The organism is Chitinophaga niabensis (assembly GCF_039545795.1).
Lineage (GTDB): Bacteria > Bacteroidota > Bacteroidia > Chitinophagales > Chitinophagaceae > Chitinophaga > Chitinophaga niabensis_B.
Genome location: NZ_CP154260.1, coordinates 3440713 through 3462841 on the forward strand (window position 1 = coordinate 3440713; position 22129 = coordinate 3462841).

16 protein-coding genes are annotated in these 22129 nt (G+C 48.2%); 11 read left to right on the forward strand and 5 right to left on the reverse strand.

The features are described 5' to 3' along the window. Positions 1-8 precede the first annotated feature (8 nt). From AAHN97_RS13365 to AAHN97_RS13400, 8 genes are all read left to right on the forward strand, one after another. Positions 9-1538 carry a RagB/SusD family nutrient uptake outer membrane protein gene (locus AAHN97_RS13365; protein ID WP_343308133.1) on the forward strand — a complete coding sequence of 510 codons (1530 nt, stop codon included), beginning with the start codon at positions 9-11 and terminating at the stop codon, positions 1536-1538. Between the two features lie 11 nt (positions 1539-1549). Beyond that, the gene (locus AAHN97_RS13370) at positions 1550-2488 is read left to right on the forward strand and encodes a hypothetical protein (protein ID WP_343308134.1); all 939 of its coding nucleotides are present in this window, start codon (positions 1550-1552) and stop codon (positions 2486-2488) included. A 78-nt stretch (positions 2489-2566) separates the two neighbouring features. Next, positions 2567-5032 carry a zinc-dependent metalloprotease gene (locus tag AAHN97_RS13375; RefSeq protein ID WP_343308135.1) on the forward strand — a complete coding sequence of 822 codons (2466 nt, stop codon included), beginning with the start codon at positions 2567-2569 and terminating at the stop codon, positions 5030-5032. Positions 5033-5049: 17 nt separating this feature from the next. Beyond that, positions 5050-7296 (forward strand): zinc-dependent metalloprotease, encoded by a 2247-nt coding sequence (locus AAHN97_RS13380; RefSeq protein WP_343308136.1) that lies wholly within the window; start codon positions 5050-5052, stop codon positions 7294-7296. 7 nt (positions 7297-7303) lie between these two features. Then, positions 7304-8392, forward strand: a complete 1089-nt coding sequence (locus AAHN97_RS13385; protein ID WP_343308137.1) for a thioredoxin family protein — start codon at positions 7304-7306, stop codon at positions 8390-8392. Continuing rightward, positions 8373-10565: a S9 family peptidase gene (locus AAHN97_RS13390; protein ID WP_343308138.1), complete on the forward strand. Its 2193-nt coding sequence runs from the start codon at positions 8373-8375 to the stop codon at positions 10563-10565. Before AAHN97_RS13385 ends, AAHN97_RS13390 begins: the two co-directional genes overlap by 20 nt. Positions 10566-10717: 152 nt before the next feature. Then, positions 10718-11581, forward strand: coding sequence for a sugar phosphate isomerase/epimerase family protein (locus AAHN97_RS13395; protein ID WP_343308139.1), 864 nt, complete (start codon positions 10718-10720; stop codon positions 11579-11581). Positions 11582-11822: 241 nt separating this feature from the next. Further along, positions 11823-13688: a DUF3472 domain-containing protein gene (locus AAHN97_RS13400; protein WP_343308140.1), complete on the forward strand. Its 1866-nt coding sequence runs from the start codon at positions 11823-11825 to the stop codon at positions 13686-13688. A 59-nt stretch (positions 13689-13747) separates the two neighbouring features. On the opposite strand, the gene AAHN97_RS13405 is transcribed toward AAHN97_RS13400, so the two are convergent. Next, complete coding sequence (locus AAHN97_RS13405; protein ID WP_343308141.1) at positions 13748-14701, reverse strand: hypothetical protein; 954 nt, start codon at positions 14699-14701, stop codon at positions 13748-13750. 104 nt (positions 14702-14805) lie between these two features. On the opposite strand from AAHN97_RS13405, the gene AAHN97_RS13410 reads away from it, so the two are divergent. After that, positions 14806-15465: an NAD(P)H-dependent oxidoreductase gene (locus tag AAHN97_RS13410; protein WP_343308142.1), complete on the forward strand. Its 660-nt coding sequence runs from the start codon at positions 14806-14808 to the stop codon at positions 15463-15465. Here AAHN97_RS13410 and metQ read toward each other — a convergent pair. Genes metQ through AAHN97_RS13425 form a run of 3 tightly spaced genes read right to left on the reverse strand, consistent with a single transcriptional unit; the run spans position 15437 to position 17910 of the window. Next, on the reverse strand, positions 15437-16243 hold the full coding sequence (gene metQ / locus AAHN97_RS13415) for a methionine ABC transporter substrate-binding lipoprotein MetQ (RefSeq protein ID WP_343308143.1): 807 nt from the start codon (positions 16241-16243) through the stop codon (positions 15437-15439). The genes AAHN97_RS13410 and metQ overlap by 29 nt on opposite strands. A 1-nt stretch (position 16244) precedes the next feature. Further along, positions 16245-16901, reverse strand: coding sequence for a methionine ABC transporter permease MetI (gene metI / locus AAHN97_RS13420; RefSeq protein ID WP_343308144.1), 657 nt, complete (start codon positions 16899-16901; stop codon positions 16245-16247). Then, positions 16894-17910, reverse strand: coding sequence for a methionine ABC transporter ATP-binding protein (locus tag AAHN97_RS13425; RefSeq protein ID WP_343308145.1), 1017 nt, complete (start codon positions 17908-17910; stop codon positions 16894-16896). Before AAHN97_RS13425 ends, metI begins: the two co-directional genes overlap by 8 nt. Positions 17911-18056: 146 nt before the next feature. Between AAHN97_RS13425 and AAHN97_RS13430 the strand changes: the two genes are divergently transcribed. Next, positions 18057-18461 (forward strand): winged helix-turn-helix transcriptional regulator, encoded by a 405-nt coding sequence (locus AAHN97_RS13430; protein ID WP_343308146.1) that lies wholly within the window; start codon positions 18057-18059, stop codon positions 18459-18461. Here the strand turns inward: AAHN97_RS13430 and AAHN97_RS13435 are convergent. After that, positions 18450-19328, reverse strand: coding sequence for an NAD(P)-dependent oxidoreductase (locus AAHN97_RS13435; protein ID WP_343308147.1), 879 nt, complete (start codon positions 19326-19328; stop codon positions 18450-18452). The two genes, AAHN97_RS13430 and AAHN97_RS13435, sit on opposite strands and share 12 nt — an antisense overlap. 204 nt (positions 19329-19532) lie before the next feature. On the opposite strand from AAHN97_RS13435, the gene AAHN97_RS13440 reads away from it, so the two are divergent. Further along, the gene (locus tag AAHN97_RS13440; RefSeq protein ID WP_343308148.1) at positions 19533-22094 is read left to right on the forward strand and encodes a TonB-dependent receptor; all 2562 of its coding nucleotides are present in this window, start codon (positions 19533-19535) and stop codon (positions 22092-22094) included. The last annotated feature ends 35 nt before the right edge of the window (positions 22095-22129 follow it).

Sequence of the window (22129 nt, forward strand, 5' to 3'; positions counted from 1 at the left end):
GATCAACAATGAAAAAGATATTGATATACCTGCTGCCAGTTTGCCTGTTGGCCGCATCCTGTAAAAAATTCCTGGAAGAAACAAGTCCGGATGAGATCCGTCCTTCTTCCACCGAAGATCTGTATGCTTTTATGATCAGCGATGCCTATCCGTATGCTGCCTCGTTGGAATTCTTCTCGGATATGCTCACAGACGATGTGAAAAGTTACGGCATGCCCCGCAACAGTAATGGCACAATTAACACTGCCTATTCCAGTTTTTATGAAAACGGCAAAGGCGTATTCGCCTTCGATCCGCTGGAACTGGAAGGTTCAACCGGTACTGCTTCTACTGCGCTGGACGCCTGGAAGAACTATTACAGCCGCATTAAAGGCTGCAACATAGTGATCGACTATGCCGCCAAAGTAAAAGGAAGTGATCAGGCGAAAGATGCGCTTCGCGGCCAGGCATTGGTATTGCGTGGCTTTTATTACCTGAAGCTGGCCCAGTTATATTGCCTGCCTTATAATGGCGCCGGCGTTCAACCGGAAACTGCATTGGGACTGCCCCTGATCCTCACCATGCAGGTGAGCGATGAGCACGTAGGCCGCAGCACTCTCCAAGCCACCTTTAACCAGATTGAGAAAGACATGGTAGATGGCGCAGCATTGCTGAAGGCTAACTTCACAGCCCCTACTCCTTTCCGCCTCAGCCACATCGCCGCTTATGCGTTGTTGTCCCGCTTCTACCTGTACCGTGGCATGGATGCCGATATGGACAAAGTGATCGAATACGCCGATGAGGTGATCGCGGAAAGACCCGCTCTTACGCTCCTGAAAGGTTTTGTTACATCCAATACCAGCCTGAACACGGTAGGTATTTATGACCAGACGGCCAGCACAGAGGTATTGTGGCAGTATGGATTTAACTCCAAAGGCATTAGTACATTTATGCCTGCTACCGGCACGTACACCAGCTTCCATGCTCCCTATGCAGTGTCTGATGAACTGCGGAACATATACGAGAAGGGTAATGGAACCGATAATAAAGGAGACCTCCGTTACGCGCTGAACTTTGCGAAGTATACCGTAAGCGGCGCTGAGTTTCCCTCCCGCAGCCTGAAAATAGGTTTGAATGGTACGGCCGGGGATAAAGGCATTCGCACTGGCGAAGTGTATATCACCCGCGCTGAAGCCTGCGCCCGCAGGTTTAAAAAGTCCGGTCAGGATGCAGACCGTGTGCAGGCCCTCAGCAACCTGAACACACTGCGTTTGAGCCGCTACGACACACGTACGGCAGCGTATACGCCAGTTTCTTTCACAGATGCGGACGCGCTGCTCAGGTTCTGTACAGACGAACGCCGGCGCGAGATGAGCCTGGAAGAGGGCAGCCGCTGGGCAGATATCAAACGTCAGGGATTATCTGTTACCCACAACTTCATTGATGCGGAAGGCAACAGTACCATATATACGTTACCGGCCAACAGCCCGCTGTATGCGCTGCCCATCCCTGTCACCGCTATCAGCAGGAACAATAATCTCGTACCTAATCCCCGCTAACTTCTTACAACATGAAACTGAAGCTATATATACTCGCCGCTTTCACTTTACTGGCTGCCGCCTGCAATAAAGAAGAAACACTGACCGCTTCCGGCGAAAGCGGTGCCTATAAACTGCCGCAGGGCAATCACGACTTCGATGCAACCATCAAAAACTACCATGATAAATACGGTAGCTACCTGCTGTACCAGTTCTCCAACCGCGATTCCTACTGGACGCCCACAGGCTGGAAAAATGCGGTGTACGACACTGTAAACAAACGCTGGAGCGCGGGCTTCCTGGTGAAACCGGCTGAAGAAACATATATACCAAAACAGCTGCAGATCATTGACCGGCTCTGGTTCCGTTTTTACCCTGATAAATTCCTGAAGGAGTTTCTGCCGGGAAAAATACTCCTTTGCTCAGCAGTAGACTCTGTATATCTCGGTTATGACTTTACCACCATCCCCACAACTGTCATCAAACTGGAAAAGTCTGTGGCGGCATGGTTCAACTACGATGGCATCAGCGTAAACTTCGGTAACGCAAAGGTGACCGCTATGACACCGCAGGATTCCGGCATCTTTGTATGGAAGGTGAACACGCTCTTCATGCAAAGTATCGCTTCGCGCAAGCAGATAGCAGCCACTGCTGATTTTTCTAAAGTGACGAGTTATGCCACAGCATTTACCACGCAGGCAGCAGCTTATGCCGCCGGTTCAATCACGGATTATTACGCGTCTACCGCACAGGCGGATTGGGAACAATATATCCTGGCCATGACGGGTTATCCGGAGTCCGTATTGAATACCAGTGCACCTAATACCGTACGTTCATATGTGGGCATCTTACATCCAACAAAGGATACGAACGGTAAGATCAGGCAACGTTACAACCTTGTACGCAACTATTTTATCAATAATTACAACGTAGACCTGCAGGCGATCGGTAACACCGCTATCGCCAGATAACTCATATTTTTTCATCCTGATTGATATGCAGCCAGCACTGTATACAGGCCATTTATTGCAACAACGGAAATCTGAACAATGAATATATTACACACTTTTTTATTAACCGCCATACTCGTTCCTGCGTCCGCATTTGTGCGGGCGCAGCATGCGGGTGGAAGTGAAGGACTGCCGCCGCTCCGGGAGTATATTAAGCCGGACGCGCAACGTTATGCAGGGATGTGCAACATCTATGTACAGAACGGCCGTTATCTGATGGAAGTCCCCGATTCGCTGGAAGGCCGCGACATCCTGACGGCCATCACCATCATACAAGGATCGGCGCAAAAGGAACGCAGCGCAGATAAACGTTACGGTTACTCCGGTGATGCGGTGTATGAGTCTGTATTCCGTTTCCGGCGCGCCTCGGGGAACCGTATGACCATGGTGCAACCCTTGTTCCTGAATACACAGGATACCAGTGCCCCTTCTTACCGCGCTGCAACGTCATCGCTGTTGCCGGTCATGCTTTCTTTTGAAGTGAAAGCAAAAGACGAACATGCTGTGCTGATCGACTTTACGGAAGCCTTTAAAGGGGATATAGACCTGTTTTCGCTCCGGGGTGCTAAAGACGAACTGGGCATTGGAGAATTACAGCCGGAAAAATCATTTATTAAAAGTGTGACCTGCTTCCCGGGCAATATCAATTTCCGTTCGGTGAAAAGTTATGGCCCCGGTGCGCCGCCTCCCGGTGCTACAGGTGATGGCAAACCCGGCACTGACCGCGCACCGAAGAAACCCGGCGATGCCACCGTATGGGAAGTAGGCGCATCCTGGATACTGTTGCCTGAAACGCCGATGCACAAACGCTTCATGGACGAAAGAGTAGGTTACTTCACCAAAAGTATCCGCGACCTGGGCCATTACCCCAATAACCCGCACCCTGTACAACTGGCTACCCGCTGGAATTTGCAGCCTAAGCCGGAGGACATGCAGCGTTACCTTCGCGGCGAACTTGTAGAGCCCGCCAAACCAATTGTTTTTTATATCGACAGGGACACACCGGAATACCTGGTGCCTTATTTCATTGACGGTGTAAACGAATGGCGCCGTGCCTTTGAAAAGGCAGGTTTTAAAAATGCCATTACCGCCAGGCCGGAACCGCCTGCCGATGATACTACCTATTCGCTTGAAGACGTTCGTTATTCCTATATCTCTTACAAAGCCTCCCCTATTCCTAACGCCTATGGCCCTTCGGTATGCGACCCGCGTTCCGGTGAGATCATCAGCTCAAGAGTGGCCGTGTTCCATAATATCATGGACCTGATCCAGCGCTGGTATTTTGCCATGTGCGCCACCAACGATCCCGCCGCCCGGCAATTCCCGCTCAGCCGGGAAGTAATGGGCCGGCTGGTAAAAAACGTGATCACACATGAAGTAGGCCATGCCCTGGGCCTGCGGCATAATTTTGCGGGCAGCTCCACTTACGATGTGGATAGTATCCGCAACCCTGCCTTTGTAAAAGCTAATGGTTTTGGCGCCTCCGTGATGGATTATATGCGCTTTAACTACGTAGTGCAGCCTGAAGATAAAATGCCCGTGGACCTGTTGCTGCCAAACATCGGCGTATACGACCTGTTCGCCATCGAATGGGGATACCGCTGCCTGCCGCAGTTACCCTCTCCCAAAGCGGAAGCAGATTCGCTTGAACGCTGGGTGACTGCAAAACGTAAGGATGAGCGGCTGCTGTTCGGCAAAGAGACTGATCTTTTCGATCCCCGCTTCCAGTCGGAAGATGTGGGTAGCAATGCTGCAAAAGCCGGCGAACTGGGTATGAAAAACCTGCGTCTCGCCATGTCGCATTTCGATAAATGGATGACCACCATGAAGGCGGACGATGTATACTACAGTCAGCAGTACCGCAGTATGCTGGGCCGGTATCACAATTATCTGAACCATGCCCTGCGTACACTCGGCGGCCGTTATAACTCTGAAGATGCGTTACCTGCCGAAGACCGGCCTCCTTATGTACCGGTGAGCAGAGCACGCCAGGAAGAAGTAGTGGAATTCCTGGAGAAGTATATCCTGCATTATCCTGACTGGCTCTTTCCGCCCGACATCACGAAAAAAGCTGGTTTTATATTCGAACGGGATGGTGCGGAACCATTTGCCGTTGCACTCTCCAGATTTTTCATGGCCTATTCCCGCATCCTGCAGAATCAAGTAGTTGCAGGTGATAAGGCTTATAAAGCCAGCGAACTATTTGACCATTTGTATAACAACATCTATGGCAAATTGGCGAAAGGTCAGCCGGCAAGTGAGTTTGACAGGCTATTGCAGCGCACCCTGCTCGCCAGCATGATATCAAACGCAGCATCCAAAACGGGCTTTTCCAAAGACGTGTCTGTGCAACTGCTGGTGCTTATTGAAAAAGTACAGGCAGGCTGTAAAGCGGGTAAGCCGCTGGCAAAGGAAGTGCTTACTAAAGCGCATCTGCAATCACTATCAGACATGATAAATATTTGGAAAACCGGTACAGGCCAGAGTTTAATGGCAATTAAATAATGATAACACCAGGAACGATGTATAGAAGGATTTTGACAATAGCGGCCTGCATCGCCGTATTAACTACTTCGGCACAGGACGTGCCGAAAGGGCCGATGCCGTTTGATAAGTTTCAGACAAAAGATGTGAAAACTATAGATGGAGACTTCCCCATATACCAGCGCGGCAAGAATTACTATATGGAAATTCCTGGCCGGAGCCTGGATAAGGATATTCTCGTAATGGGTTACGTGCGCCGGGGGAATGCCTCCGCCATTTCGAAGTCTTCGGGCATCGTACGTTTCAGCAAAGGCATTAATGATCATCTCGATGTAACCCGTCCCATGTTTAGCGAAGGCGCTTCCGGCGATGTGAATGGTGATATGGAACCGGTGATCAAAAAGTCCGGCAGGGTTCCGGTAAACTACGGCTACCGGATAGAGGCGCTGGGCAGGGAAAAGAACAGTTATATTATTGATATTACACGCCAGATCACAGAGACCGGTGACTGGTTCGGATTTAATGATCTCTCTTTCCTGAACCATCCTGATCCGCAACGTTCCTACGTGCAAAGCATCTCGCCGGAAAACAAAGGCGTGCGCTTTATCGTAGAACGCTCACAAACGGATTACATGGGCAGTACAGGAGGCCCTAAAAAGCCGAACAATTCCAGCTACGAAATTGAACTGTTGTTCAGCGAACTGTCCGGCGAAAAAATGCCACGCAAAATAGCGCAGGAAAATTCCGGCTTTGAAACCTTCAGTTTTACCGATTACGGCAAAGTAGCTTATACAGCCCGTAAAACGGAGTTCATTCGTAAATGGGATATCCGTCCGGGCAAACAGAGAAAAGGGCTGGCTTCGCCTGTTAAGCCTATTACGGTGGTAATAGATCCATTGACGCCGGACTTCTACCGCAGTTATATTAAAGCCGGTATACTGGCCTGGAACAAAGCTTTCCATGCCGCAGGTTACCGGGATGTACTGGAAGTATCAGTAGATGGCGATCTGCAACTGGCACCGGGTAAGATCATCGTGAACTGGGGTAATGCGTATACGAACGTATTGAACGCCACCGTAGACAATCCCGAAACCGGTGAGATCATGATGGCCCGCATCAACCTCACCGCAGCCGTCACAGACGACCTCATGCTGAAATACCTGGTACAATGCGGAGCTGCAGACAACCGCATTATCAAAGATTTTAAACACCGCGAAATAGCCGGTTCCATTATTCAATGGCAGATCACCCGCGCCATGGGTAAGGTGCTGGGATTAAAAGAAAACCTTGCAGCCAGCACGCATTATACACCTGCCCAGCTTCGTGATATAACATCGCTGAAGAACAATGGTATCAGCGCCTCCGTGATGGACGACCTGGGCTTCAATTACCTGGTGCAGCCGGGCGATCAGGTACCTGCTGAACTACTACTGCCACGCATTGGAGCGGACGATATCGCTGCTATCAGATGGGCCTATGGTACGGAACCGAAACCCGGTTATACATGGCTGCCTGAAGGCAATACTGATCCTTTCACCCGTCATGGCGATCTATCATCTGATATTACCGAAGCTTCCATTCTTGGGATTAAGAACCTGGAGAGGCTGTACCCGCAACTAAAAACAGTATCCGCACAGCTGGACGGCACCATTGACCTGTTCAACGTGAACGGTTCCCTGTACGGCGCACTTCAACGGGAGTACTACAAATACGTGACCGATGTATTGTCACAGATCGGCGGCGCAGCCGATCGTAAAACAGGACGTGTAACAGTACCGGTTTCACAACAGCGCAAGGCGCTTGGCTTTTTATCCACCTATGTATTTAACGGAGTGCCTGCCTGGATGAATGAACGGCTGTCCCCCAGCGGCAAAGTGCTGGATGTAGAGGATTGGATGGTGCGCCTGCAGGAAACAGCGCTCACCAGGCTTACCAGCCCGGAAGTACTGGGCGCCCTGGCGCAGCAGGACGGCCTGGATGCAGCTGAAGTATTCGCATTCATCGATAAAACGGTGTTTAAATCATTCAATAAGAATACGGCTCTTACACCTGCTGAACGGGCCATACAGCTCAATTTCATCTATAATCTTTCACAGGCTGCCTTTAAAGCCAATATCAGCAATGGATTAAGCGATGGTAACGTGTTGCTGCATTACTATCTCACCAGTACTGCACAAAAACTCGCACAACTCGGAGAAGAACATACTGACCTGCTGAGCCGTGAAAACTATCGTCTCATGAAAATGAAAGTAGACAAGGAATTTTTCAGTAAAATAAAAGTCTGATCAACATATGAAAAGAATAATAGGATGTTTGCTGCTGTTAACCGCACTGAAAGCCCCCGCGCAAAACAGGGAGATCACTTTCGCGCACAGTGATGTACCGGCCGTATTGGCCAGGGCAAAAGCAGAAGGAAAGATGGTTTTCGTAGACTGTTACACAGAATGGTGCGTGCCCTGCAAATACATGTCTAAGCAGGTGTTTACACAGGACAGCGTGGCTGATTTTTTTAATGATCATTTCATCAACCTGAAAATGGATATGGAAAAGGGAGAAGGGCCTGCGATGCTCAAACAGTACGCAGTAGGTGCTTTTCCAACCTTTCTGTTGCTGGATGGTGATGGTAAGCTCGTGTACAAGTTTGTTGGCGGCATGGATGCTGCTCCTTTCTTGGAAAAGATACGCGAAGGTATGAATCCCGCTAACCGCATTGCCTCCATGCTGCGCCGTTACAATGAAGGTGACCGCTCACACGAACTGATGCGCGACTACATTTGGGAAGCTCTGAAGATGAAAGAAGTGCCCCGCGCCAAAGAACTCGAACACGAATACTTTAACATGCTTACCTCAAAGCAGAAGGCTGCAAAGGAAAACTGGTTCATGTTCGGCGAAAACAATTACTCCCGTGAACTGTCTGACATGAACAGCGAGAACTTTAATTACCTGGTGGAACACTGGCGTGATTTTGCTGCCGTACAGGGTAAACAGGTGGTGAACGATAAGATCTCAGGCGTTTTCCGCAAGCTAACAGGTTACACCTTCAGAGGCTGGTACCAGAAAAGTTTTGCTTACAATAAAACTGATTTTGACCGCTACCGTAAACAGATCAAAGGCACGCAACTACCGGACAAAAAAGATCTGCTTGTGATGATGGACATGGCTCAGGCAGCATGCGAAAAAGATTCTATCAAAGTACTGAACCTGATGGCGGACAATATCGGCAAGTTCGAAAGCAAGAACATCGACATCACTTTCGATTTCCTTTCCCTCTTCCCCAGTCACAGAAGAAATAATGCGCCACGCTGGAGAGAAGTGATGGAAGCCGTGGCCGCTAATTCTAAAAACCCGAACCTGACCCGCCATGTTAAGTCGCTGTTATAAATTGTTGCTGGCAGCGCTGTTGTTGCCCTGCACGCTGTTCGCTCAGCAGGAAGATGCCGCGCTGCATTTCGATGCACCCAACCTGGCCAAACAATTCGGCTCTATGGGTATAGTACCATTTTTCGTGAACAAGCAGGACAAGTTCTGGTTTGTAGCGTCAGACAGTTCTGAAAGAAATTACTACTACATCGACCCGGCAACGAAAACCCGCCGTAATATGTCAGACCGAACAGTATTAGCCGGCTTGCTAAGCAAACAACGCAATTTGCTGGTCGATACTGCCGCCATCAAAATCGATGGCCCGGGTATTGGGAATGAAAGAGGCATTAACGTTGAGTACAAAGGCGATCGCTATCTGTACGAGTTCCTCTCTGGCAACCTTGTGCCTGCCGCGCGCGCCAATGCGCCGCAAGGTAAATGGCTTACTGGATTATCACCAGACAAGCGATGGCAGCTATATTCCCGTGCGCATAATCTTTTTCTAAGACGTTGTGCGGACAGTGCGGAATACCAGTTGAGCCGCGATGCTGCGCTGTATTATTCCTTTCACATTAATGACGATGATACCACCGTACAGCGCGAATCCGCGTCCGAAGCGAACTGGATTAAAGGCACATCACAGTTTTATGTAGTGCGTAAAGACCGCCGGAAGGTGGGAACGATGTCTGTGCTACATACTTTGTATATGCCACGCCCGCGCCTGGAAACATATAAGTACGAACTACCCGGCGATAAAGACGTGACACAGTTCGAACTGTTTATCGGCGATACGGCCCGTAAAGCACTGCACCGCGTCAATGCTGAACGCTGGAAAGACCAGGAGCTGGAAGTCATATACGCCGGCAACCGCATCTTCTTCCTGCGTAAAAAACGTACCCGCGATGAGATCGAATTGTGTACCGTGGATCCGCATACGGCAGAGGTAAAGGTGTTGCTCCACGAAGTAAGCCGGCCTTTCATTAATGAGGACCTCTTCAAAGTACATATCCTGAACGATGGAAAGGATATCCTCTGGTGGTCCGACCGCAGCGGCTGGGGGCATTACTACCTGTACGATGGCAATGGCCAGTTGCAACAGGCCGTTACCAGTGGAGAATGGACAGCAGGAAAGATCGCGAAAATTGATACAACAGGCCGTAAGCTATATTTTTATGGCTACGGTCAGCGGCAGGGCATAAATCCCTATTACGCCTTTGTTTACAGCGTACGTTTCTCAGGTAAAGAGTTAACCCTGCTCACGCCGGAGAACGCTACCCATAGCGTATTTATCGGCCCGGAAGGCAAGTACATGGTAGACACCTATTCCCGTATCGATCTGGAACCACGCATAGTAGTACGGTCTACCAAAGGTGCATTGATCATGGACGCCTGGAAGCCCGATCTCCGCCGCCTCTACCGTTACGGTTGGAAGCAGCCGGAGATGTTCAGGATAAAAGCGGCAGACGGCATAACCGATATTTATGGGCTGATGTGGAAACCATTCGATTTTGATCCCAGCCGCAAGTATCCCGTTATTTCGCAGGTATATCCAGGTCCGCAAACAGAAACAGTATGGTCTGAATTTACTGTGCTGGATCGTTACAATAATACCTCACTTGCGCAGAACGGCTTCGTAGTTGTATGCATGGGCCATCGTGGTGGGTCACCTTACCGCTCAAAGGCCTATTACACCTATGGTTACAATAACCTGCGCGATTATGCACTGGAAGACGACAGGGCCGGCCTTAGTCAGCTGGGTAAGCGTTATGCATTTATCGATACCACAAGAGTTGGCATATTCGGCCACTCCGGTGGTGGCATGATGGCCGTGGCGGCAATCTGCACTTATCCTGATTTTTATAAAGTAGCCGTAGCCTCTTCAGGAAATCATGATAACCGCATTTACAATCGTACATGGGGCGAAACCTATCAGGGCATTGATTCCGGCTTCCGCTTCCAGGTGAAGCTAAACCAGGACCTTGCAAAAGGGCTGAAAGGGCATTTGTTGCTGGTCACAGGCGAAGTGGATGCCAACGTGCATCCCGGCAATACGTACCGAATGATCAATGCGCTTATTCAGGCAGGAAAACAATTTGATATGCTGGTACTCCCCGGGCAGAGCCATGCATACGAAGGGCTGTATAAAAACCATTTTCAGCAGCGGTTAAGAAATTTTTTCAGGCAATATCTTTAGGCCATGTCGTCCTGTACGGGAGAACCAGGCAGATGGTAACATTTGCCTGCCCCGGCAGGCTCAAAAAGTATGAGACAAACCCCTTCCTCCTGATGATGAAATGTTTACTTTTGGGAAAACCATTCAACTTCTCATTTAAAACCCATAAGAGCATGAAACGAAGGCATTTTTTACAGACGATCAGTTTGGGGGCAGCAGGTTTGTACACAAAAGATCTGTTTGGCGGAGCATCAAAAGCAAAATCCATGGCCCTGCAATTATACACAGTGAGGGACGCTGTTGCCAAAGACTTAGAAGGAACTTTAGCAAAAGTGGCTGCGTTGGGTTATACTGAACTGGAAATTTACGGTTATGATGGCACCTTTTTCGGAAAAACACCCGCTGAATTCAAATCTATATTGGCAAATGCCGGTATAAAGGTGATTAGTTCGCATCACCTTACCGGATTGAAGGAAAAAGCAAAAGGATCCCTAACCGATGGATGGGATAAAGCGGTGGAAGACTTAAATTTTATTGGCGCTAAATACATGGCCTGCGCGTACTTATTCGACAACGAAAGAACGCCGGAAATCTATGCATCACTCCCGGATCTGCTGAGCAGATCCGGCGAAAAAACTGCTGCCGCAGGCATTCAGTTTGCCTATCATAATCACGACTTCGAATTTGAAAAATACAAGGACACGCTTTTATATGATCATTTAATCAAAAACACACCTGCGGATCTGGTAAAGATGGAATTGGATCTTTACTGGATTGTAAAAGCAGGGCATGATCCCATTGACTATTTCGGAAGATATCCGGGGCGGTTTCCGTTATGGCATGTAAAGGATATGGAAGCCGGTACCGGCGATATAACAGAAGTGGGGCATGGAAAAATTGACTTTGATAAAATTTTTGCAGCCCGGGATAAGGCAGGATTAAAAAAATGGTTTGTTGAACAGGACACCAGCAAAGGAGATGTTTTCGAAAGTATTAAAGCAAGCCACGATTACCTGGCAAAGAAGAAATACACTTAGTTTTATAAAGCCTTGCAATGTTTATCAGTAAACATTGCAAGGCTCAACGATAGTCTTTGATATCTTTCATTTGTCACCCAATTGTATCAAAACCTCTACTCTCCTATTGCAGAGAGATCACTCCTGACATGCAAATGTCATATTAAGTCCCTTCGTTATACAGCCTGCGCCGGGAAATATTAGATTCAAAGTACGTGTGATAAGCTACCGTGTATTTTGTTTACCTACCAAAATCAACCCAATGCGTATTTATTTGCTACTCTTCCTGGCAACGGCATGGTGCTGCCTGTATATGGCGCCGCCGGCAAAAGCCCAAAGCAGCAATGCTGCTCCTTCCCAACACCTTGTGTTCAGTTTCCCAGGTGATGCTTCATTAAAGATGATGAAAGTAAAGATCACCCAAACCGCCTACACATCGTACTTTTCGGTGTTCAACTGGAGTGGTGGTTATGCTGGCCTGCAACACACGCCGGACAGTTCATCCGGCTCCGCCAAGATCCTGATCGCTTCCCAGTGGGATCCCAATACAGCAGGAGGCGTGTTGGCGCGGCAGGCATACCTCGGCGCAGGCACCATCTATAGCCGCTTTGGAGGCGAAGGTGATGGCGCCAAAACCATCAATCCTTACAACTGGACACTCAACACCTGGTACAACTTTGTGATCAGGGCATGGAAACTGAACGGAGAACTTTTTATCGGCACCTTTGTGCAGAATCTCAGCAACAATCAATGGTTCCACACCTCTACGCTCGCCATTCCCACACGCACTACCTTTTTAGGCGCAGGGTCAGGGGCATTCCTGGAAAACTGGCACGGCAGCGATCCGCGTTTTGATGGAAGATTCGTACGTAAAGCCTACTTCAAGGATTGCTGGAACCGGACAGATGCAGGCGTATGGCAAAAATCCAGCAGCCGCTACTTCAGTTGTAATGCAAATGATGCATACCGCAATGGCATTTACGATTTGGCTTACAATGCCGGATTCGACAGCGGAGAAGATGCCTATTTCATGGAACATGGCGGCAATGTAACGCCCAGCGCAGCCTTCAATGGCGGCCGCACACTAAACCTGCCCGACCAGACCAATCAGGCCAGTACGCCTGCGCTTACCATTGGTGAAGTAAGCACTGTAAGCGCATCTTATAATGCTGGTGTTGTAACCGTCAACTGGACGAACAGTAGCACCAAAAGCCCGCAGTTCTCTTCTACAGTTGAGATCCGGAACGCCTCCAATACAGTGGTAGGATCTTCAACAGAAACACTGCCGCAGAAACGCAGTGCGGTGATCTCCGGCACATTATCAGCCGGCACCTATACTGCCCGTGTTACCATCACGGATATATTCGGTGGTGTATCCACTGCCCAAACCACCACCTTCACAGTGGGTTCCGGCGGGATCTCCGGCAACTGGTATAAGATCAAAAATGTTCACAGCGGAAAATACCTTGGAATAGAGAACAGCAGCACCGCTAACCTCGCTTATATTGCTCAGTACACGAATAGCAGCAGCAACAACCTGCAGTGGAAACTGGTTTCACAGGGAAACAATTACGTGCTGGTAAACCGCAATAGCAGCAAGGCGATAGATATTGCAAACAGCGATCAAACTTCCGGTGTACAGATCATTCAGTACACTGTTACCAACGGCCTCAACCAGCAATGGCAGCTGGTATCTGCCGGATCAGGCTCCTACCTCATCCGCACCGCCATGAGCAGCGGGAATATCATCGACAATCCCGGGAGCAGTTCAGCAGACGGTACTAAAATGATCCTTTATGCGGCAAACGGTGCCACGGGTACGCCGAACCAGCGTTGGCTACTGGAAGATCAGGGTGTAGCTGCTACGATGCAAACACTTTCCTACATAAAACCCGGTGTTACTGAAGCAACTGCCCTGAAGGTTTCTCCCAATCCTGCATCCTCATTCGTGTATGTGGACCTTCCCGCTAAAGGCAAAGAGATCAAAGTATTTAACATGAGCGGAGTATTAGCGAAAGTAATAAAGGGAGATCTGTCCGGGAAAGTACTGGTAGATATATCCGGCCTTGACGCTGGAATGTATATTGTTCAGTTTGAAGGAAAACAGGTGAGGTTTATTAAACAATGATCTTAAAGAAAAACCGGGCAGATTGCCCGGTTTTAAATGTCCTTTCCAGGGAAAGATCTTTACCAGGCCGGAATATTAAACTCCATATAATCATCGAAGTAAACGGTTGGATTGGACCCCATGGAGCTGTTTACGAGGATAATGTTGCTAAATGTTTTGCTGTAGGAAGCCACCTTTGTTCCGTTACCGAGAAATGCCGTTACCGTGGCAGTATAGTTATGGATCTTAGATTGATCATACGTTGCGTTAGTTGAAGAAGGCACCCGCATGGATATTGTTCCGCTCAATGGAGCTGGCGGATAGAATGTCTGGGTTCTGCCCAATGCACTTAATTCCAGGTAATCATAATAACGGTAAGTAGGGTTATTGACCAGTACCTCTATATCAGCATCTATATTTACACTCACCTGCTGCCCGCCGCCGGGGCCGCCGCTCTCGGAATAACCAAAAATGTTATCGAAAAAGTTATTGTCTGTGCTCCACAAAGTGGCGGAGGCCCTGTCTGATTCAGTAGTAGGGCTGAGCAACATCCTGGCCCGTACCTGGATATTTCCCTGAGGCATCATGCCGGAGCTCAGATCGAATTGCCAATAAATGGAGCCAGGCAGAAAAACACCGGGCAAAGTATCGATACGTAATGCCGTATATTCCGGAATGGTAGGATGATAATTATACCAGCGGCTCATGGGTGCACCATTGGGATATACCTTTCTCCATTGTACATGAAAGTAGGGAGTAAGCGAATAACCGGAACTTCCCAGCAAGGGCTCAATGTTATTCAGGATCCGGAAACTGCGATACACCTGCGGCATGGGAGAATACGTTTCATTTACAGACTGCGCAGGCCAGTTAGTACCGGTTGTTCCCCATTCCGGATAATCATCTTCGTAAGTGGAGGAAGTAGTGGCCAGGAGTTCCGGTTTCTGCTTTTCAACCGGCAGATCATCCGTTTTCCGGCTGCAGGCATAGCATAATAATAAAAGGCAAGATAATAGGGCAAGGATCTTTTTCATAGCGGGTAACTTTATACGTAATATAGCAAGTCGTCCGGAAAAGCAGCGTTGAAAAAACGTCAAAAAATTGAGACGATTTGCACCATAGAAACTTACCTTTAACAATGATGGAAAGTGAACAAAAGAAAATATTGATTATCAACGGATCGATCAGAGGCACCGAAGGGAACTCCCATGCGCTCTCAAAGATGGCTGAAGCCAATTTAACGGATCAGGGTATTTCAAACGCCATTTTCACCCTTACAGACCCCAAACCAACGATAAGAGAAGTATACGACCTGATCAGCAGCTATGATGGCTTCCTGGTTGTAACGGGCGTTTACTGGAATAACTGGAGCTCCCCATTACAAAGGTTCATTGAAATAGTCACCACCTTCGAAAACAGTCCTGCATTTTTCGGCAAGCCGGTAGCATGTGCGGTTACAATGGATTCAGTAGGAGGTATTGAGGTGGCAGGCAGGATACATGCCGTATTCTCAGGGCTTGGATGCTGGAGCCCACCCTGCTCCACGGTAGTTATTTCACGCATCGGGCAGGAAGCCATTCAGGCCTCAGCAGCGCCTGCAAATGAAGATGTATGGCGTACGGATGATATGGAGATCGTGCTAAAGAATCTCGTTACGGCTACATCATTAAAAAATGATGCATGGGCATCATGGCCACATATAGAATTGAAGATCCCGGACCAGCCCTGGCCGGAACATGGTCCTTTGGATCTGGGCACGCCGAAGTTTATCACCAACCCTTCACGGCGCCACCCTTAAATGCTTTCGCTGCTGCCTGTACAACTGCTTCAGACTGATAAGCCTTCACGAAGTTCTTCACTTTTTCAAGGTCCTTATTATCCTCTCTGGCAGCAATCACATTCACGTAAGGAGATTCTTTCTCTTCTTTCAATAATCCCAGTTCAGCCGGGTCTAATCCAGCCTGTGCAGCAAAATTATTATTGATGATCGCAACAGTCACTTCTTTATCGTCTAATACACGGGGTAGTTGTGGCGCTTCGATCTCCACCAGTTTCAGCTGCTTCGGATTCTCAGTGATATCGGTTATTTTAGGAAGCAGGCCTACGCCCTCTTTTAATTTCAGCAGGCCATTCTTCTGCAGCAACAGCAGCGAACGTCCTCCATTGGTAGGGTCATTAGGAATGGCAATGGTGCTGCCTGGCTGTAGCTCATCGATGTTCTTTATCTTTTTGGAATAAGCCACAATGGGATACACAAATGTTTTACCTACTACAGCCAGCTTATACCCTCTTTGTTTGGATTGTGCTTCCAGGTAAGGCACATGCTGAAAAGCATTCACATCAATATCGCCTTGATTAAGTGCTTCGTTGGGCACTACATAATCATTGAAGGCAATTAATTCCACATCCAGGTTATACTTTTCTTTTGCTTCTTTTTTAGCAGCCTCCGCTATTTCTCTTTCGGGCCCTGAAGTAATACCTACTTTGATATGGTTAGGATCATCACTGGCGGAACTACCGCAGGATGCAAACAAAACCAATGCAGCAATGGCTGTGATAAATGGAGATCTTTTCATCTTATCTATGATTGAATTTTTTAGAAAGTCTGTCGCCGGTGAACTGAATAACAAATACCAACACTACCAAAAGCACCAGTACCGTGTTCATAATAAAAGTATCATAACCAATGTAGCCATACTGATAACCGATCTGGCCCAATCCCCCTGCACCTACTGCTCCTCCCATGGCGGAATAACCCACCAGTGTAATAAGCGTAATGGTCGCATTATTGATCAGGGAAGGCAATGCTTCAGGTAACAATACTTTTGTAACGATCTGAAAGGGACTTGCCCCCATGGCTCTTGCCGCTTCTATCAATCCATACGGCACTTCCAGCAGGCTGTTTTCCACCAGCCTGGCTATAAATGGAGCGGCCCCGATACTCAATGGCACCAGTGCGGCACGAACACCGATAGATGTACCTACAATACTGCGTGTAAAAGGGATCATCCAAACAATCAAAATGATGAAAGGAATAGACCTGAATACATTGATCAGCGCTGAAAGGATACGATGATACAATGTATTCTCCAGCAACTGCCCCTTCCTGGTAAGGAACAGCACAATGCCCGCGGGCAGGCCCATTACAAAGCCGAAAAATCCTGAAGTGAACGTCATAAAAATCGTTTCCCAAAGACCTTTCAGCAATAACGAATTAGTAGCTGGATCAAACATATCCTCTGATTGTATTTTTTATGCCATGTTGATTGAAATACTGAAGGGCTTTATTATTATCAGGCCCTGTTCCCTGCAGATGAAGTAACACTTTACCGAAGCTGGTTGTTCCTACATTTTCGATATCTACCTTAATCAGCTTATAAGATACCTGCAATTGCGTGATCAATTCATCAAAGGAAATATTCCCGGTCAGCTCCAGCTCCAGCAGCGGATTCAGCCCTTCTGCATGGGCTGGCTTCAATTTAACATACAGGTCCTGCGGCACAGGTATATTATCTGTTTGAATAAATTGCTGCAGTATGGGGTGTTTGTTTTCTGTAAGCAATTGTGCCAGTGTACCTTTGGCAACCAGTTTACCATGATCGATCACGGCAATATGATTACAGATCGCTTTCACTACGCCCATCTCATGCGTGATCAGCAGGATGGTGATCTTCAGGCGTTGATTGATATCCCTGAGCAACTGCAGAATAGATTGGGTAGTAGCGGGGTCCAGGGCGCTCGTGGCCTCATCACATAAAAGCAGATGGGGATCATTGGCCAAAGCCCTCGCAATAGCTACCCTTTGTTTCTGCCCGCCGGAAAGGCTTTTAGGATATTCACCGGCTTTGTCTTCAAGCCCCACTATCTTCAACAACTCCCTCACCTTCTTTTCTATCCGTGAAGGATCCGCTTTGTCAAGTTCTAAGGGTAAAGCCACATTATCAAATACCGTTCTGGAAGAAAGCAGGTTAAAGTGCTGAAAGATCATGCCGATCTTTTTGCGTTGCTGCGCAAGCGTTTTGCTATCGAGCTGCATCAGGTCAGTGCCATTGATCAGGATCTGCCCGCCGTCAGCCCTTTCCAACAGGTTCACGCATCTGATGAGCGTGCTCTTGCCAGCTCCTGAGCTGCCAATAATGCCTACGATATCACCTTCCGCAATGTCTATATTGATATCATCCAGCGCCTTGAAAGGCTGATGCCGTTGCAGGAAGGTTTTTGAAATATTTCTTATCTGGATCATAAAAGAAAATCCCCGGTTCATACCCGGGGACCAAATAGTCTACCGCAAAAGTAGACTATTAATCTATTATGCCCAAATCAACTAATTCCATAGGGAAAAATTTTTCCCTGGCCCCTACTTCCGTCACAAGTTTTAACTTTGGAGCTATGTACGAAAAAAAGATACCCGAAATGCTGGATTGTGGCCTGGCTGTAGCCCTGAAAGTAATAGGCGGCAAATGGAAATCCTGGATCATGGATTGCATCAAACGCGGCGTTAGGCGCCCAAGCGCCATCCACCGCGAGATGGATGTGATCGCTCCCCGGGTTATTAACCTGCACCTGAAGGAGTTAGAGGAATATGGGATTATTTACAAAGAAGTGTTTGCCGATATTCCCGCCAGGGTAGAATACCACTTTACCGAAGTGGGCGAAAGCCTGTTGCCGGTACTTGAGCAGCTGGAAACCTGGGGTAATACACACAAGGAATACATTCATCGTAACAATCGCGTGTATACACCCGGCTCCTGCCAGTTCCTCCCGGAAAACGCACATGCTTCCTTAAATAGCTGATTTCCGCATTACTTTGATGATAGCCGCATGTTCTTCGCCACCATAACCCGCATCCACGGCACGCTGGAACAGGTTGGCCGCGAATACAGGCAGATCCGCACTGATACCGGCCTCTTTTGAATGCTGCACCAGCAGGTGAAGATCTATAGCGGTGGTATTGATGGTACTTTCCGGCTCGTTAAAACGCCCTTCCTGGATCACTTTACCCATATGTATTGATTCTGTAGCCAGTATGGGGGAAATATTCGCGATCAGTGTACCAAATGCATCCGGCCGTAGCCCTGCATTTTCACAGATGAGTGCACCATGGCAAAAGCCTACCCAGTTACCCGCCAGGTACGCCATTACAGCATTAAAAAGCACCGCAGAAGCACCGGCCTCCTCTCCTACATGGTCAACCGTACCAGCCAGGGCCTGTAAAGTAGCCTCATACTGCTTAAATGATGCGCTGGCACCGGCTATGGTGATGGTGGCTTCACTGGTTCCGATCTGCCGCGGCCAGGACATGATATCTCCATTCAGCGAAGTTCCACCCTGTTGCTGCACCCAGGCATCAAATTCACCCGCTTCCTTAGGCGTACCGGTACTTAACTGCACCACAGTTCTGCCACGCAATACAGCGGCATCTGCAGTATGTAGTATTGACCGGGTGATCTTATAATCGGACACGCATATCACCAGCAGCGGACTGGCAGCAATTGCTGCCGAAAGGTCCGTTACCAGCACCGCCCCTCTTTCAATAAGCGGAGCTGCCTTTGATGTATCCCTGTTCCATACCGTTACCCTGAAACCTTTTGCAACCAATGCGCCGGCAATGGCAGCGCCCATTGAGCCAAGACCTATCACTGTTACTTTTTCTCCTGTCATGATCATTCCATTTTTAGTTTGAGATAATGCTGCAAATTACCCCCGCTAAAACCCGCCACCAATAAGGGAAAAAAGATTCAGGTAGGGGAAAAATTTATCCCTCCCTCAAAAAAAATATGAAAAGTTAACAATACTATAATATATTTGTCTACAATTCCAGTAGACTATATAGACTAATCAACTCAACCTATATTAAAAACGATCATGAAAAAAGTACTTCCCCTCCTTTTCCTTACTACCCTGCTGGTCAATGCCGCAATTGCACAAAAAGTAATTAAGGGTGTTGTAAAGGGTGAAAAAGGATCCCCTGTACCCGGCGCCACCATTAGCCTGCGGGGTTCAACCAATCATGCCATTGCAGATAACAAGGGGCAATTTAGCCTTCAGACTTACGCACCATTCCCGGTTACCCTTGCTGTTACCTCCATTGGCTTTGTAACCCGTGAAGTTGAAGTAACTGAGCAAAACCTGAGCTCAGTGGAAGTTATCCTGGTGGTAGACAACCGCCAGCTCAATGAAATTTCCGTTACAGCCCGGCGCCGTAATGAAAAGATCCAAAGTGTACCCATTGCTATATCTGTTGTACGCGGTGGTGCAATTGAGGATGCCGGTGCCTTTAACGTAAACAGGGTGAAAGAGCTGATCCCTACCGTACAACTCTATTCTTCCAATCCGCGTAATACCACACTCAACATCCGCGGTCTAGGTTCTACCTTCGGCCTTACCAATGATGGTATTGATCCCGGTGTTGGTTTTTACCTGGATGGTGTTTATTATGCACGCCCTGCTGCCACTACACTGGACTTTGTTGATATAGAACAGATCGAAGTACTGCGTGGCCCGCAAGGCACATTGTTCGGTAAGAACACTACAGCAGGTGCACTGAACATCACTACCCGTAAACCTACTTTCTCACCAGCTGCCACTGCAGAAGTAAGCTTTGGTAACTACGGATACATACAGGCAAAAGCCTCGGTTAATGGTAAGATCGCCAACAAACTGGCCGGCAGGCTTTCCTTCTCCGGGACACAACGCGATGGTACTATCTATAATGTAGCTTCCCAGAAATACATCAATGATATCAATAACCTCGGTGGACGGTTGCAGTTGCTATACACACCCAGTGACAATGTGAGCATCACATTTGCCGCAGACGCAGCGCAACAACGCCCTGAAGGATATGCACAGGTAATTGCAGGTGTTGTAACAACAAAACGTCCCGCTTACCGGCAGTTTAATGCGATCATCGCAGATCTTAATTACAAACTGCCCAGCCTTAATGCTTTTGACCGCCTGGTGGATCACAATACCACCTGGCGTTCCGGTAACGACTTAGGTGGCGTATCGTTAAACGTAGACGCAAAGATCGGCAACGGTACATTAACTTCCACCACTGCCTACCGCTACTGGAACTGGGATCCATCCAACGACCGTGATTTCACAGGATTATCTGTATTATCATTATCACAGGCTACTTCCAAACACAAGCAATGGTCGCAGGAAGTACGGTATGCCGGTAACTTCTCTTCCAAACTGAGTGGTGTGATCGGTGTGTTCGTGATCGGGCAGGACCTTAAAACAGCCCCCGTACATATAGAAGAATCCGGCGATGCACAATGGCGTTTTTCACAAAGCACCACCAGCGAATTATGGAAAACACCGGGATTGCTGGACGGATATGGCATCCGCACTACCTCCCGCCTGCAAACACTGAGCGCCGCAGTATTCGGGCAATTAGACTGGGCTATCACCCCCAAACTGCACGTACTGCCAGGTCTGCGTTATAACTATGACGACAAAAAGGTTGACTTCAACCGTAAAACATATGGTGGTCTGCAAACCACAGATCCTGCATTAATTGCATTAAAGAACATTGTTTATACTGACCAGGTATTTAATGCCAAAACGGACGATACCAATCTTACCGGTCAGTTGACAGTTGCTTTCAAAGCTAATGGCAACATCAATACTTACGCTACTTTCTCAACAAGTTATAAACCTGTTGGATTGAACCTTGGCGGGCTTCCAACCGCCAGTGGCCAGCCGATGCTGGAACTGGCGCAGATCAAACCTGAATACGTACAGCATTACGAAATAGGTATTAAAACAACACCATCTGCTTCCTCTACCCTGAACCTGGCTATCTTCAACACGGATATCAGGGATTTCCAGACGCAGGTACAAACAGCCGAACTCGGTGTAAACCGTGGTTACCTGGCCAATGCCGAAAAGGTACAGGTACGTGGTGCTGAACTGGACGGTAATATCCGGTTCAATAACAACTTTTCTATCTTCGGTGCAGTAGCTTATACAGATGGTAAATACAAATCTTTCAAAAATGCACCGGTGCCGTTAGAAGAAACCGGCGGTACAAGTGCATTTAAAGATATCTCCGGCGGCAGGCTGCCAGGTATTTCCAAATGGAGCGGTTCACTGGGTGGTGAATTATCTACAGGTGGTAAGTTCCTCGCCCAGGGCGGAAGATACTTCCTGGCACTGGATGGATACTATCGCTCTGAATTTTCTTCCAGTCCCTCTCCCTCGCCGTTCCTGAATGTGGATGGTTATGCGATCTTCAATGGCAGGCTCGGCTTCCGCGCAGCAAAAGGAGTATCTGTATTTATCTGGGGACGTAACCTGTTCAACACAGATTACTACGAACAATTACTGGTAGCCGCCGGTAATGCAGGGCAATATGCTGGTGTGCTGGGTGATCCCAGAACATACGGAATAACGCTTCGTTATAATTTCAGTCCTGCTAACTAAAGTATTGACTCAACTATATAATAGAACCCTTCAGA

What these genes read in the sequence shown, in the direction of transcription:
- AAHN97_RS13375 (WP_343308135.1), top strand. Translation starts at nt 2,567, where the DNA reads ATGAATATATTACACACTTTTTTATTAACCGCCATACTCGTTCCTGCG.
- AAHN97_RS13370 (WP_343308134.1), top strand. Translation starts at nt 1,550, where the DNA reads ATGAAACTGAAGCTATATATACTCGCCGCTTTCACTTTACTGGCTGCC.
- AAHN97_RS13400 (WP_343308140.1), top strand. Translation starts at nt 11,823, where the DNA reads ATGCGTATTTATTTGCTACTCTTCCTGGCAACGGCATGGTGCTGCCTG.
- metI (WP_343308144.1), bottom strand. Translation starts at nt 16,901, where the DNA reads ATGTTTGATCCAGCTACTAATTCGTTATTGCTGAAAGGTCTTTGGGAA.
- AAHN97_RS13405 (WP_343308141.1), bottom strand. Translation starts at nt 14,701, where the DNA reads ATGAAAAAGATCCTTGCCCTATTATCTTGCCTTTTATTATTATGCTAT.
- AAHN97_RS13430 (WP_343308146.1), top strand. Translation starts at nt 18,057, where the DNA reads ATGTACGAAAAAAAGATACCCGAAATGCTGGATTGTGGCCTGGCTGTA.
- AAHN97_RS13385 (WP_343308137.1), top strand. Translation starts at nt 7,304, where the DNA reads ATGAAAAGAATAATAGGATGTTTGCTGCTGTTAACCGCACTGAAAGCC.
- metQ (WP_343308143.1), bottom strand. Translation starts at nt 16,243, where the DNA reads ATGAAAAGATCTCCATTTATCACAGCCATTGCTGCATTGGTTTTGTTT.
- AAHN97_RS13395 (WP_343308139.1), top strand. Translation starts at nt 10,718, where the DNA reads ATGAAACGAAGGCATTTTTTACAGACGATCAGTTTGGGGGCAGCAGGT.
- AAHN97_RS13365 (WP_343308133.1), top strand. Translation starts at nt 9, where the DNA reads ATGAAAAAGATATTGATATACCTGCTGCCAGTTTGCCTGTTGGCCGCA.
- AAHN97_RS13440 (WP_343308148.1), top strand. Translation starts at nt 19,533, where the DNA reads ATGAAAAAAGTACTTCCCCTCCTTTTCCTTACTACCCTGCTGGTCAAT.
- AAHN97_RS13410 (WP_343308142.1), top strand. Translation starts at nt 14,806, where the DNA reads ATGATGGAAAGTGAACAAAAGAAAATATTGATTATCAACGGATCGATC.
- AAHN97_RS13380 (WP_343308136.1), top strand. Translation starts at nt 5,050, where the DNA reads ATGTATAGAAGGATTTTGACAATAGCGGCCTGCATCGCCGTATTAACT.
- AAHN97_RS13425 (WP_343308145.1), bottom strand. Translation starts at nt 17,910, where the DNA reads ATGATCCAGATAAGAAATATTTCAAAAACCTTCCTGCAACGGCATCAG.
- AAHN97_RS13435 (WP_343308147.1), bottom strand. Translation starts at nt 19,328, where the DNA reads ATGACAGGAGAAAAAGTAACAGTGATAGGTCTTGGCTCAATGGGCGCT.
- AAHN97_RS13390 (WP_343308138.1), top strand. Translation starts at nt 8,373, where the DNA reads ATGTTAAGTCGCTGTTATAAATTGTTGCTGGCAGCGCTGTTGTTGCCC.